Genomic DNA, 12878 nt, shown 5'->3' with positions numbered 1-12878 from the left:
CGCATGCATGACGTTCGACCTGACCCCGACGGCGGCCCAGCACGACCTGGCCCGACGCACGCACGAGTTCTCCGAGTCCGTGATCCGCCCGGTCGCACTCGAGTACGACCAGCGGCAGGAGTTCCCCTGGCCGGTCCTGGAGGAGGCGGCCGAGCGCGGCTTCTACAGCCCGCTGTTCTACCGCGACCTGATCGGCGACCCGACCGGCATCTCGCTGCCGATGTTCATGGAGGAGTTGTTCTGGGGATGCGCCGGAATCGGTTTGGCGATCGTCATGCCCGCGCTGGCGCTGTCCGCGATCGGCCAGGCCGCCTCGCCGGAACAGATGCTGCAGTGGGCGCCCGAATGTTTCGGAACACCAGGCGATCTCAAGCTCGCGGCGCTGGCCATCTCCGAGCCCGAGGGCGGCAGCGACGTACGCAACCTGCGCACCACCGCGCGGCGCGACGGTGACGACTGGATCATCGACGGCCACAAGATGTGGATCGGCAACGGCGGCATCGCCAACGTCCACGTCGTCAACGCCGTCGTCGACCAGGAACTCGGCCACCGCGGCCAGGCGCTGTTCGTGGTGCCCGGCGGAACGCCGGGGCTGGAGCTGGTGCGCAAGCTCGACAAGCTGGGCTGCCGGGCGTCGCACACCGCGGAATTGAAGTTCGAGGGCGTCCGGATACCTGGTGAGAACTTGCTGGGTGGGGAAGAGAAGCTCGAGCACAAGCTCGCCAAGGCCCGCGAAGTGGTGGCCGGCGGGAAGCGGTCCGGCTCGGCGACGCTGGGCACCTTCGAGCAGACCCGCCCGATGGTGGCCGCGCAGGCGATCGGGATCGCCCGCGCCGCTTTGGAATACGCGACGGCATACGCCACCGAGCGGGAGGCCTTCGGCGGCCCGATCATCGACAATCAGGGCATCGCGTTTCCGCTGGCGGAACTGGCCACCCAGATCGACGCCGCGCGGCTGCTGACCTGGCGGGCGTCGTGGATGGCGGCCAGCGGGGTGCCGTTCGAACGTGGCGAGGGTTCGATGTCCAAGTTCGCCGCCAGCGAGGTCGCCGTCAAGGCCACCGAGCGCGCCATCCAGACGATGGGCGGCTGGGGCTATATCACCGACCATCCGGTGGAGAAGTGGTATCGAGATGCCAAGCTGTACACCATCTTCGAGGGCACTAGCGAGATCCAGCGGATGGTGATCGCCAACGCGCTGGGGGCCGCGGTGGACAGGCCGCCGCTGCACGTGGTGCTCGAGCCCACCGGTGGGCCGCTGAACCGCGCGTTCGGTCGCGGCACCCCGCTGCGTTCCCGGGCGGCCGACGCCGCGCTGGCGATGAAGGATCGGGTTCCCGCACCTGTGATGCGGCTGGCGATGAAGGCACTGCGGCCACCGGGCCGGTAGGGCCTCGCATAAGGCGTAGCGTCGGGCTGGTGAGCAACCTGGAGACCGCTCCGGCCGAGGTCGCGTGCAGCGCGTCGCGGTCCGCGGGTGTCGAGGTGCTGCAGCCGCGCGAGGTTCCGCTGGGCGGGCCGCGCGCGATCCGCGTGCTGCGGACGCTTCCGCAACGCCGGCGTTCGCTGGTCGGCGCGTGGTGTTTCGTCGACCACTACGGCCCCGTCGCGGCGAAGATGGACGTCCCGCCCCATCCGCACACGGGGCTGCAGACCGTGAGTTGGTTGTTCAGCGGGGAAGTGGAACACCGCGACAGCGCCGGGGTGCACACCATGGTCCGCCCCGGCGAGCTCAACCTCATGACGGCCGGAGCCGGTATCTGCCATTCCGAGGTGTCGGTCGACTCCGGCGCCCTGCTGCACGGCGCGCAGCTGTGGGTGGCGCTGCCGGACGCCGCCCGCGACACCGGGCGCGACTTCGCCCACTACGCGCCGCCACCGGTCGCCGTGCCGAACGGGGTGGTGCGGGTGTTCCTCGGGGAGCTGGCCGGCAGCCGATCGCCGGTAAAGACGTTCACGCCGCTGCTGGGCGCGCAGCTGGACCTCGACGCCCACGCCCGGCTGGACCTGGACGTCGACCCCGCATTCGAGCACGGCGTGCTGTGTGACACGGGTCGCGTGCAGATGTGTGGGACGCAGTTGGCGGTCGGCGATCTCGGGTATCAAGGCGGCGGAAGCTCGGCTCTGCAACTGCACAACACCGGCGACGGGCCCGCCCGGGTGCTGTTGTTGGGCGGCACCCCGTTCACCGAAGAGCTGGTGATGTGGTGGAACTTCGTCGGACGCAGCCACGACGACATCGCCGTCTATCGGCAGCTGTGGCAGGACGGCGACGAGCGCTTCGGTGCCGTGCACGGCTACCGTGGCCCCGTCGTCCGACTGCCCGCGCCGCCGCTGCCCACCACCCGGCTGCTGCCCCGGCACATGCCGAAATAACCGAAATAGGAGGAATCCGAATGACCGCCGACAAGACCGGCGCCGAAACCACGGTCCGCGCCGAGGACGGCAAGTTCACCATCTCCGTCGAGGGTAAGAACGTCGGCCTCGCCGCCTTCGGCGACCGCGGCAACCAGCGCGTTTTCTACCACACCGAGACCGATCCCGAATACGGCGGACGCGGCCTGGCCAGCATCCTGGTCGAGGAGGCGCTCAACGCGACCCGCGACGACGGCAAGCGCATCGTCCCGTTGTGCTCGATGGTCGTCACCGTGCTCAAAAAGCATCCCGAGTTCGACGACATCACCGATCCGGTCACCGTCGAGGTTCAGCAGTGGGCACAGACTCTGCCGTAGCCGCCGGCGAGGCGCTCGGCCTGTTCATCGACGCCGTGGAGCAGACGCCGCAGGAGTGCTGGGATCAGCCGTCCAACCTCGAGGACTGGAGCGTGCGCGAGCTGATCGGCCACGCCACTGGCACCGCGGCGAAGATGGTCACGCTGGTCGAGGACGGCGAGGTGTGGGGTACCCCGTCCCGCCCGGCCGACTGGACCTGCGAGGACCCGGCGGCGCGGCTGCGCGAGCTGGCCGAGCGGCTCGCCCGCGCCCTGCCGGACGCGGACCTGAACGCGCCGCGGCAATCCCCGCAGGGCGGGGTTCCGCTGCTGCGGGCGCTGACGTTCGTGACCGCGGACCTGGCCATCCACAGTTGGGATCTGCACCGTTCCCAGGGTCGGCTGATCGAGTTGTCCGACGACCTGTTGACCATGTGCCGGCGGCTGGTCGAGTCGGTGCCGGAGGAAGCGATGCGCCGCCCGGGCGGCTTCGGGCCGGCCCAGCCGGCGCCGCCGGATGCGACGCCGACCGCGCGGCTGATGGCGTTTCTCGGGCGGTCTGTCGAAGACGCATGCTGATCGGCGACAACTGTTGGACTCTGCCGACCGAGGCTGTCGAGGACGCGACTGCGGTCGCCCTCAGCGCCGACGGCAGGGTGGCCGTGTCGGGCCACTACGGCGCGGCGGTTCGGGTGTGGGACGTCTTCGGCGCGCGCTGCCTGCGCGTCATCGATGGCCACCGAGGCCCGGTGGGTGCGGTCGCGGTCGACGGGGGCGGGCAGATTGCCGCGAGTTGCGGCCCGGACGACGCCGTGGTGCGGGTGTGGGAGCTGTCGACCGGGCGGTGTCTGCAGACGCTGGATGCTCAAGGTCCCGTGTCGATATCGGCCGACGGCCGCGTCGTGGTAACCGGCGGCCGCATCTCGCATGGCCACTTCGACAACACGGTACGAGTCTGGTCGGTGGCCACCGGGGAGTGCCTGCACGCCCTCGCAGCACACACCGGCGTCGTGCGTTCGGTGGCCGTGAGCGCCGACGGCAGCGCTGCGCTATCCGGTGGTGCCGACAAGACGGTCCGAGTATGGGACACAGAGGCAGGGGCGTGCACGCATGTCCTGACCGAACACACCGACGCAGTGTGGCTGGTGGCGTTGTCCACCGACGCCCGCACCGGTGTGTCGGCCAGTGCCGACACGTCATTACGCGTATGGGACCTGACCACCGGGGACTGCCGCCACACCGGTCAAGCGCACGACGAGCGGGCGGATCTGCTGGCGCTCTCCGGTGACGGCCGCATCGCCCTATCCTCGGCAAACGGCCACTCCGTCCGGCTCTGGGACGCGGTAACCGGCCAGTGCCTACAGACGCTCGCCGGACCGTTCGCGAACCTGAGATCACTCGCGCTGAGCGCCGATGGGGCTATCGCAGCGACGCTGCATTTTCCGTCCGCGGAACCGACGACGTTGCGTATTTGGCCCCTCGGCCGCGGGGGCACGCGGGGCACGCGGTTGAAGGGCTTCCGGAATACCCGTCAGCTGCCACACAACATGTCGTTGGGAGCGGGAGTCGACGCCGGCGGACGGTTCCTCATCGCAGGTAGCCGCCCTGCGCGGGTGTGGGATATCCAGACCGGCGAGTGCGTGTTGACCATCGACGATTTTGGCGCCGACACCCAGAACTGGTCGTTCACGGACGACGGCCGGGTCCTGGTCACCGCAGGCGATGGGAGGACGGTCCGGGTATGGGATCCGATCGCGCGCCGGCTGATCCGGGTGCTGCGGCCACACTGGCGCCGGGTGCGCACTGTCGCGACGGCCGGCAACGGGCGGATCGCCGCGACCGGCTCCGATGACGGGCGTTTGCGCATCTGGGACCTGGCCACGGGCCGGGGACTGAAGACGATCCGGGTGGACGGTCAACCGGTGTTTTCTGTGGCCTCTGACCGCGACGGCGCGGTAGTCCTATGCGGTTGCAGGGATAAGGCGAGCGCGTGGGACGTGGCTACGGGGCGCTGTTTGCATACGCTGTCCGGGCTCGGCGGGATCGCCTGGGTTGTCCAGATCAGCGACGACGGTCGCACAGCGCTGGCGCTCGCCGACGAGACCACCCACGTATGGGACATCGCAACGGGGGCAACGCATTACGCACTTCCGGAGCGCACTGACAGCTGGCAGGCAGTCGCACTGGCCCGACGCGGCGATATCGCCGTCACCGGGTCCATCCTTGGGCAGACGACCGTGTGGGACGTCGCGTCCGGGTCCCTTCTGCACTCGTTGTCCCCGGGCCAGGAGAAAGTCACATCGGTGGCGGTGAGCGAGGATTCCCGATTCGTGCTGAGCGGCAGTGTCGACTCGAGCGCGCTGCTGTGGGATGGCGAGACGGGCTGCCCGGTCGGCCGGCTGGACGCGCACACGGGTCCGGTCAACTCCGTCGCACTCAGCGCCGACGCCCGCATCGCCGTCACCTGTTCACAGGACGGAACCGCCCGGGTATGGGAGTCCGACTGGCAGTGAACGCCGATCGCCGCGGCGGCCTCAGGTGGTGGCGACCACCCGCTCGTTGCTGGTTTCCCAGGACTGCATGAACAGGGCCAGCGGGACCTGCTCGTCCTTGCCCGTCTTGATGCCGCTGTCGTTGAGGTGCACGACTTTGTTGGCAGTGTCGATGCCGGTGACCACGACGGCGTGGTCGGAGCGCGGGTTGCCGTTGCTGTCCTTGCTGGTGATCGGCTCGTGCCAGATCATCTCGGCGTTGAGGCTGACGATCAGCTTGTGGCCGCTGCCCAGCAGCTGCTCAAGACCGTCGATGCCCGCGGGGATGCCCGTCTTTGCGGCGTGGTCCTTGTCGCTCATCACCGCGCGGACCCCGTATTGCTTGAGCAACTCCGGCAGGTCGGCCGTCGTCGTACCCATGCCCGAATTCGGGTCGTTCTTGTCGGTCGGCTTGATGTAGATCGAGCCGGAGTGCACGGTACTCGGGGTGGACTGGGCCTTCTTGATGATGGCGTGCTCGGAGGGCTCCTTGCCGGTCACCTGTCCGATGACGTCGGCGCTGGCCATGAGGGCGCAGTCGTCGTAGTTCTGGTGGCGCCACCACTTGGCGGCGGCGGCCGGGTCGCCGTACATGCTGCCCCCGGCGGCCTCGGCGGTGCCGGTGGCCAGACCGAGCGAGAGGGCGGCGGCGACGGCCGCGAGGGTGGCGGTCCTGGCGATCCTGGCGATCTGCACTGGCGTGTCCTTTTCTCGTTGAAGCTCGTTGAGAAAAGGTTCGGACGGTGACCTCTCCGTTATCTTGACGAATCCTTGACGTGCCCTCAGGACGTGTGGCGCGGGGCCTGGTGGCCGTACACCCCTTCGGGATAGGCCGTCTCGGCGTGCTGGGTGAGGTCGACACCGCTCTTCTCGTCCGCGCTGCTGACCCGGAAGCCGATGACCAGGTCGATCAGCTTGGCCAGCAGGAAGCTCACCACGAACGCGTAGAGGCCGACGACCAGCATCGCCAGTGACTGCTTGCCGAGTTGGGCCGGGCCGCCGCCGTAGAACAGCCCGTTGGGGCCCTGCGTCATCACCGCGGTGGCGAACAGCCCGATCAGCAGCACGCCGACGACTCCGCCGACGAAGTGCACGCCGACGACGTCGAGCGAGTCGTCGTAGTTCAGCTTGAACTTCACCAGGATCGCGAACGAGCACACGACGCCCGCGGCCAGCCCGACGACGGCGGCGCCCAGGGTGTTCACCGTGCCGCACGACGGAGTGATCGCCACCAGCCCGGCGACGACGCCCGATGCGGCCCCGAAGGTGGTCGGCTTGCCGTCGCGGAACTGTTCCACCGTGATCCAGCCCAACATGCCCAGGCAGCCGGCGACCAGGGTGTTGAGGAAGATCGCGGACGCGAGTCCGCTGGCGGCCAGCGCCGAACCCGCGTTGAAACCGAACCAGCCGAACCACAGCAGGCCCACCCCGAGGAGCACGAACGGCAGGTTGTGCGGGCGCATGGCCTCGACCTTGAAGCCGATGCGCGGACCGAGCACCAGCGCCAACGCCAGCGCCGACGAACCCGAGACGATTTCGACGACCAGCCCGCCCGCGTAGTCCAGCACCCCCATCTTGGCCAGCCAGCCCGTCGGCGCCCACACCCAGTGCGCGACAACGGCATAGACCGCCACTGACCACAGCAGCACGAACACGACCCAAGCTGCGAACTTGGCGCGGTCGGCGATGGCCCCGCTGATCAGGGCGGCGGTGATGATCGCAAAGGTCAGCTGGAAGGTGGCGAACAGCAACTCCGGCACCTGGCCGTGCAGAGTGTCCGGGTTAATCCCGGCCATCCCTACGTGCGACAGCCCGCCGATGAAGCCGCCGCCACCGGAGAACGCCAGGCTGTAGCCCACCAGCAGCCAGGTCACCGTGACGAGCGGGATGGAGATGAAGCTCATCATGATCATGTTGAGCACGCCGGTGGTGCGCACCATGCCGCCGTAAAAGATCGCCAGCCCGGGCGTCATCAGCAGCACGAGCGCGGTGCTCGCCAGCAGCCAGGCGGTGGCGGCAGGATCGATCTTCACTATCCGGCTCCCTCGGTGGTCGCAATTTCCGCAGATAGACAGTAGGGGTCATCATCGATTGGGTTGTGAAGGGGGCAGGCAAGTGCGGCGAGCGTGCGTGGCGGTGACCGCCGTGGGGACGTTGGGCTTGATGGCTGCGCCGACGACGGCAGCAGATCCGCCGTCCGGAGCCGACCGGATCGATTCGTATCCGATCGCCAGCGGAAACTACACCTCGCCCGCGGCCAACGACTTCTACTGGGTGTTCTTCAGGACCCCCGACGGCCGGTCGTGCGGCATCGCGCCGAACGGCGGCACCACCGGATGCGACGCCGTCCCGCTCGACGCGCCCGCCGGGACCAACCAGACGATGGCGGCAAGCTGGGCGCCGGGCGCCTACCGGCACTCGGATCAGGCGACGTTCACCCGGCAGGTCGACGTCCTGCCCGAGGGCCACCGCCTTCAGAACTGGGGCTCGACGTGCGGTGTGGGTTTCCAGGGCACGGTCACCTGCAAGGTCGCGGGCGGCCACGGGTTCATCCTGGCCGCGACGTACGCCTCGTTGTGGTGAAACCCGCTGGTGCTCAGTCCAGCACTACCGTCGTCCCGCGACCCGGCACGTGGGTGATCGACCGGCGATGCACCGGCTCGGGCTCGGGGTCGACGGGTCGGATGCGCAGGGTGCGGAACATCGTGGCAAGCACGATCCGCATCTCGGACTCGGCGAAAGCCGCACCCAGGCAACGGCGCGCGCCGCCCCCGAACGGGATCCACGTGTACGTTCCCGGACGGCTGTCGAGGAATCGATCGGGACGGAATTGGTCCGGGTCCGAATAGACGTCGGGGCGCCTGTGCATGAGATAGATCGAGGGGGCGACCTTCGCCCCGGCGGGCAGCGAGAACCCGGCTACCTCCATCGGTTCGGTCAGGCGCCTGCTCACCAGGCCGAGCACCGGCCGCATCCGCAGCGTCTCCTTCACCACGGCGTCGGCATAGCGGTGGCCGTCGTCGGCGTGGCTCTCCTCGGTGAGCCGCGAATACACCTCCGGGTGGCGGACGATCCGCTCGACCGCCCAGGCCAGCCCCGATGCGGTTGTCTCGTGGCCGGCCAGCAGCAATGTGACGAGCTCGTCGCGAATCTCCTGGTCACTCATCGGCTGACCGTCTTCGTGCTTGGCCTGCAGCAGCATCGACAGGACGTCGTTGCGGCTCTCGAGGTCCTCTTGCCGCCGACGGGCGGCAATCTCGTCGTACAGGAGCCGATCCACGTCCGCGACCAGCCTGCGGGAAAGGGCGGCCCGCATTCGTTGGGGACCGACGACCAGCAGAACCAGCTGCGCGACGGGGTTGGTGGTGAGAACGAGCATCCGCTGCAGCGCCTCGCGCAGCCGGTCCATGCTCTGCCCGCGCTTCAGCCCGAACACGAGATGCAAGATGATTTCGAGGGTCAGGGCCTGCGTCCGCGGGTGCAGTCGCATCGCAACGCCGCGCGGCCAGCGCGCGATCTCGGTCTCGGCGATCTCGGCCATGGTGCTCAGGTAGCTCTGCAGGTGAGTGCCGCGGAAGGCGGGCATCAGCAGTCGGCGCTGCTCCTTGTGCGCGTCGCGGTCGAGCAGAATCAGCGAGTGCTGGCCCACGACCGGCTTGAGGATGCGATTCGCTTCCCCGGCGAGCGCCAGGTCGGGCGGCGCGGTGAAAACCTGCCGCACCGCGTCGGGATGGGAGACCATCACTATCGGTCCTTCGCGGACCAATTCCATGGTGAACGTGTCGCCGTACCGGGCGGCGGCGCTGTCCATGAAGTCCCACGGTCGGGCTATCCACGCAGCGGTTTGCACTGTCCTTGGTAGCCGGGGACCAGGCGGCAGGGCGTCGATGGCCAGGGGTCGCATCGAGCAGCAACTTTATGTCTTAGGGCTGCCGGCCACCGGGTTTCGCGCAACGCGTCGCTGATTTGACTGCGGCGCCCGACCCCCTTCCTGCTCATCACCGCCGCCCGGCACCCGTCGCCTTACCCACTGGTTTCCATACCGGCGGTGGCAGCATGAGGTCATGGAACCCCACCTCGACGGCCGCAGCCAGTCCGGCGAGAACAACTTCAATCACGAGCAGTGCTATCGCGCCGAACTGCACGCGAAAAGCAAGGCCGGGCGCCAGTGGTGTCGCGAACACGGACCCGCCAGCCGCTCCGGCCGGGCCTACGCGCGGGGTGTAGCGCCGGGAACGGCACATGAAGCCACGGCCAAGGACGCCCCGCCGCGCCACGACGACGTGGACGACGCAGCCATCCGCACTCGACGTGCGCAGGCCGCCGAGCGCTACCGGCCAGACCGCATCCGGCTATTACTTATCGCGGAAGCTCCGCCTGCCTCCCCGAGTCGGTATTTCTACTTTCACGACGTGGACGCCCACGACTCGCTGTTTCGCCATGTCGCCCGCTCGCTACTAGCCGTCGAACCCACCCGCGAGAACAAACCGGAACTACTCGCACAGCTGCAGGAGCGCGGCATCTTCCTCATCGATCTCAAACCCGATCCCATCGACGGCACACCGCTGAGCTCGTACGTGCCTGAGCTGGTGCAGCGAGTGCAGGACCTCAGTCCCGAACGCATCATCCTCATCAAAGCCACGGTCTACGACGCGGCCTACCCGGCCCTGCGTGCGGCGCACCTGCCCGTGCGTTCTGTCCGCATCCCCTTCCCCGGCAGCGGTCAACAGAAGGCATTCGCGGAAGCATTCGCCAGAGCGCTACGGGAGGAAGACCCTGCTGGTGCGACGACGGCAGTCGCCGCACCTTCGCACCCCCGGTTTGCGTTCGACCTCGCCAACTGGTTCGAAACCAACGCCAGTCAGATACGCCAGGACTTCGACCGCTACTTCAGCGGGTTCACCGGCCGGTGGTTCGAACACTTCGCCGCCGTCGGCGACCCCCATCGATTCGAAGCCTCCGACCTCATCGCTGTCGAGGCACTCAGCGTCCAGGTGCCCCCCGAGGCGGCGGCCAAACTTCTTGTCACCGAACCTGATCGATTCAATGCAATGCTCCGGCGCACCCCCCGCTCATGCGATATGTGGGAGGTCCCCCGGGATCTCCTTCAGAGCGGTCCAGGCGTCGAGCTGCACGCGACCTTGCGCACCCTTCCGGGCGTCGACTGGGTCATCGCCGGCAAGCTGCTCGCCGCCAAACGGCCACGACTGTTCCCCATCCTCGACCAGAAGGTCAGAGACCTGCTTCAGCCACCCCCGACGCAGTTCTGGATTTCGATGTGGGACGAACTATCCGACGGGACGCGCCGCACGACCATCGCCGAAATCTGCTCCGCTGCGCCGGCCGACGTCAGCCTCCTCCGCCGTATCGACGTTGCACTCTGGATGGCCGCCACCCAACACGGCCGATAGCCGCCCGCCCCAGGCCTGTCGCGCGGCCTCGCACCCTCCCCAAACACAAAGGTCACGGACCCAAATGAGTTCGTGACCTCTATGCCTGCAGTTCACAGAACCGCTCAACGTGGGCGAAGGGGGACTTGAACCCCCACGTCCCGAAGGACACTGGCACCTGAAGCCAGCGCGTCTGCCATTCCGCCACTCGCCCGAAACAACCGCAGGACCATATCACTCTAGTGGCACGGCCCCCCAATCGCTTCAGCGGGCCGGTTCTGCGCAGCACTCTTCTTAAAGGGACGGTGAACAGCCGCAACGCGATTCTCAGGATTCTCACGGTGACGAAGCGTGGCCCTGTCCCGATACCATGCTTGGGTGATCCGACACGCGAGTGAGTCGTTTGCCTCGCGCTGCCGATCTGCCCGGACATATGCGGGTGAGCGCTGAGAGATGGGTAGCCAACGGGGGTTAGTTCAGCGTATCGAGCGCCGGCTCGAGGCCACCGTGGGCGACGCATTTGCCCGGATGTTCGGCGGGTCGATCGTCCCGCAAGAGGTCGAGGCCCTGTTGCGCCGCGAGGCGGCCGACGGCGTCCGGCCGATTCAGGGAAATCGTCCGTTGGCGGCCAACGAATACATCATTACCCTCAGTGTGCACGACTTTGAGAAGGTGAACGCCGACCCGGATCTGACGGCGCGCGCTTTCGCTAGGTACTTGGCGGACTATATCGATGAACAGGGGTGGCAAACGTATGGTGATGTGGTCGTCCGGTTCGAACCGTCGTCGAACCTGCATACCGGCCAGTTCCGCGCCCGCGGCGCTGTCAACCCCGACGTCGAGCCCCGCCCGACGGTCACCGATTCAGCCCGACCACAATCACATCAAGCGTTTGGCGCAGAACCAGGAGTACCACCGATGACTGACAATTCGAGCTACCGCGGGGGTCAGGGGCCGGGGCGGCCCGGCGACGAATATTACGACGACCGCTACGGGCGCCCGCAGGACGCCGGTGATCCGCACGGAGGGCACGACCCGCGCGGGTATCCGCCGGAGCAGGGTGGCTACCCACCCCAGCAGGGTTATCCGCCGCAGCGCCCTGACCAGGGCGGCTACGGCGGCTACCCCGACCAAGGCGGCTACGGCGGCGGCCAAGGCGGCTACCCCGACCAAGGCGGCTACGGCGGCGGCCAGGGCGGCTACCCCGACCAAGGCGGCTACGGAGGCGGCCAAGGCGGCTACCCCAGCCAAGGCGGCTACCCGGACCAGGGCGGTTACGGCGGCGGTCAGGGCGGTTACGGCGACCAGGGCGGCTACCCGCCGGCCCCGCAGTCCTACGAACAGCACCCGCCCGCCGGCTACGGCGGACAGGGCGGTCAGGGCAGTCAGGGTTATGACCAGGGCTATCGCCAGGACGCGGGCGGCTACGGCGCCCCCCAGGGCGGCGGCCAGCCCGGTTACGGCGGCGGCTACCCCGATCAAGGCGGCTACGGGCGTGAGGGCGGCTACGCGGCGCCGTCGGCCCCGGCGGAGCAGCGGCCGAGCTACCCCGACCAAGGTGGTGGCTACGACCAGGGCTATCAGCAGGGTGGCGGTTACGGCCAACAGGACTACGGCCAGCAGGACTACGGCCAACAGCACCAGGACTACGGCCAGCAACAGGACTACGGGCAGCAGCACCAGGACTACGGCCAGCAGCAGGACTACGGCCAGGACGCGTTCACCCGCTACGCCGAGGCCCCTCCCGGCTCGGGCTACCCGCCGCCCGGCGGTGAGTACGGCGGGGCCGCGCGGAGCGACTACGACTACGGCCAGTCAGGCGGTGCCGGCGACTACGGCCAGCCGGCGGGCGGCTACGGCGGTGGCTACGACCAAGGCGGCTACGACCACGGCGGCGGCTACGGGGCTCCCGCGGCGCAGGTCACCCTGCAACTGGACGATGGCAGCGGTCGCACCTACCAGCTGCGCGAGGGGTCCAACATCGTGGGCCGTGGACAGGACGCCCAGTTCCGGCTGCCCGACACGGGAGTGTCGCGCCGGCACCTGGAGATCCGCTGGGACGGGCAGGTCGCGTTGTTGTCCGACCTCAACTCCACTAACGGCACCACCGTCAACAATGCGCCGGTACAGGAGTGGCAGTTGGCCGATGGCGACGTGGTCCGGTTGGGCCACTCCGAGATCATCGTCCGCATTCACTGACGCCGCGGGGGCGCGGCCGCCGAGCTTCGCCCCGCGTCGAGGAGCGTC

General features: G+C 68.4%; 11 protein-coding genes and 1 tRNA gene. 8 read left to right on the top strand and 4 right to left on the bottom strand.

Going from position 1 to position 12878, the window contains the following annotated elements; genetic code table 11:
- The first annotated feature begins 7 nt into the window (after positions 1–7).
- The 5 genes from AC5Y5V_RS01130 to AC5Y5V_RS01110 are packed head-to-tail and all read left to right on the top strand — an operon-like array spanning position 8 to position 5223.
- Complete coding sequence (locus AC5Y5V_RS01130) at positions 8–1390, top strand: acyl-CoA dehydrogenase family protein (RefSeq protein WP_499930681.1); 1383 nt, start codon at positions 8–10, stop codon at positions 1388–1390.
- Positions 1391–1419: 29 nt separating this feature from the next.
- Complete coding sequence (locus AC5Y5V_RS01125) at positions 1420–2376, top strand: pirin family protein (RefSeq protein WP_499930679.1); 957 nt, start codon at positions 1420–1422, stop codon at positions 2374–2376.
- Positions 2377–2396: 20 nt separating this feature from the next.
- The gene (locus AC5Y5V_RS01120) at positions 2397–2732 is read left to right on the top strand and encodes a GNAT family N-acetyltransferase (RefSeq protein ID WP_499930677.1); all 336 of its coding nucleotides are present in this window, start codon (positions 2397–2399) and stop codon (positions 2730–2732) included.
- Complete coding sequence (locus tag AC5Y5V_RS01115) at positions 2711–3289, top strand: TIGR03086 family metal-binding protein (RefSeq protein WP_499930676.1); 579 nt, start codon at positions 2711–2713, stop codon at positions 3287–3289. Before AC5Y5V_RS01120 ends, AC5Y5V_RS01115 begins: the two co-directional genes overlap by 22 nt.
- Positions 3283–5223 (top strand): WD40 repeat domain-containing protein, encoded by a 1941-nt coding sequence (locus AC5Y5V_RS01110; RefSeq protein ID WP_499930674.1) that lies wholly within the window; start codon positions 3283–3285, stop codon positions 5221–5223. The genes AC5Y5V_RS01115 and AC5Y5V_RS01110 overlap by 7 nt, the downstream gene beginning before the upstream one ends.
- Before the next feature lie 21 nt (positions 5224–5244).
- On the opposite strand, the gene AC5Y5V_RS01105 is transcribed toward AC5Y5V_RS01110, so the two are convergent.
- Both AC5Y5V_RS01105 and AC5Y5V_RS01100 read right to left on the bottom strand, forming a co-directional pair.
- Positions 5245–5937: a C39 family peptidase gene (locus tag AC5Y5V_RS01105; protein ID WP_499930672.1), complete on the bottom strand. Its 693-nt coding sequence runs from the start codon at positions 5935–5937 to the stop codon at positions 5245–5247.
- An 86-nt stretch (positions 5938–6023) separates the two neighbouring features.
- Positions 6024–7274, bottom strand: a complete 1251-nt coding sequence (locus AC5Y5V_RS01100) for an ammonium transporter (RefSeq protein ID WP_499930670.1) — start codon at positions 7272–7274, stop codon at positions 6024–6026.
- Positions 7275–7404: 130 nt separating this feature from the next.
- Between AC5Y5V_RS01100 and AC5Y5V_RS01095 the strand changes: the two genes are divergently transcribed.
- A complete protein-coding gene (locus tag AC5Y5V_RS01095; RefSeq protein WP_499930668.1) occupies positions 7405–7824 on the top strand; it encodes a hypothetical protein in 420 nt (139 codons plus the stop codon).
- Between the two features lie 13 nt (positions 7825–7837).
- On the opposite strand, the gene AC5Y5V_RS01090 is transcribed toward AC5Y5V_RS01095, so the two are convergent.
- Positions 7838–9145, bottom strand: coding sequence for a cytochrome P450 (locus tag AC5Y5V_RS01090; protein ID WP_499930667.1), 1308 nt, complete (start codon positions 9143–9145; stop codon positions 7838–7840).
- Between the two features lie 160 nt (positions 9146–9305).
- Here AC5Y5V_RS01090 and AC5Y5V_RS01085 point away from each other — a divergent pair, with 160 nt between their 5' ends.
- Positions 9306–10652, top strand: coding sequence for a DUF6308 family protein (locus tag AC5Y5V_RS01085; protein ID WP_499930666.1), 1347 nt, complete (start codon positions 9306–9308; stop codon positions 10650–10652).
- Between the two features lie 110 nt (positions 10653–10762).
- On the opposite strand, the gene AC5Y5V_RS01080 is transcribed toward AC5Y5V_RS01085, so the two are convergent.
- Positions 10763–10845: transfer RNA gene (locus AC5Y5V_RS01080), tRNA-Leu, on the bottom strand.
- A 239-nt stretch (positions 10846–11084) separates the two neighbouring features.
- Here AC5Y5V_RS01080 and AC5Y5V_RS01075 point away from each other — a divergent pair.
- The gene (locus AC5Y5V_RS01075) at positions 11085–12830 is read left to right on the top strand and encodes an FHA domain-containing protein (RefSeq protein ID WP_499930664.1); all 1746 of its coding nucleotides are present in this window, start codon (positions 11085–11087) and stop codon (positions 12828–12830) included.
- Positions 12831–12878 lie beyond the last annotated feature (48 nt).

The sequence above is a fragment of the Mycobacterium sp. NGS68 genome (assembly GCF_059812195.1).
The sequence above is the reverse complement of the archived record's forward strand: the minus strand, read 5'-3'. Positions and strand labels throughout refer to the sequence as shown.

Coding starts and splice junctions, on each gene's coding strand:
- AC5Y5V_RS01110 (WP_499930674.1), top strand. CDS start 3,283: ATGCTGATCGGCGACAACTGTTGGACTCTGCCGACCGAGGCTGTCGAG.
- AC5Y5V_RS01075 (WP_499930664.1), top strand. CDS start 11,085: ATGGGTAGCCAACGGGGGTTAGTTCAGCGTATCGAGCGCCGGCTCGAG.
- AC5Y5V_RS01085 (WP_499930666.1), top strand. CDS start 9,306: ATGGAACCCCACCTCGACGGCCGCAGCCAGTCCGGCGAGAACAACTTC.
- AC5Y5V_RS01095 (WP_499930668.1), top strand. CDS start 7,405: ATGGCTGCGCCGACGACGGCAGCAGATCCGCCGTCCGGAGCCGACCGG.
- AC5Y5V_RS01130 (WP_499930681.1), top strand. CDS start 8: ATGACGTTCGACCTGACCCCGACGGCGGCCCAGCACGACCTGGCCCGA.
- AC5Y5V_RS01090 (WP_499930667.1), bottom strand. CDS start 9,145: ATGCGACCCCTGGCCATCGACGCCCTGCCGCCTGGTCCCCGGCTACCA.
- AC5Y5V_RS01120 (WP_499930677.1), top strand. CDS start 2,397: ATGACCGCCGACAAGACCGGCGCCGAAACCACGGTCCGCGCCGAGGAC.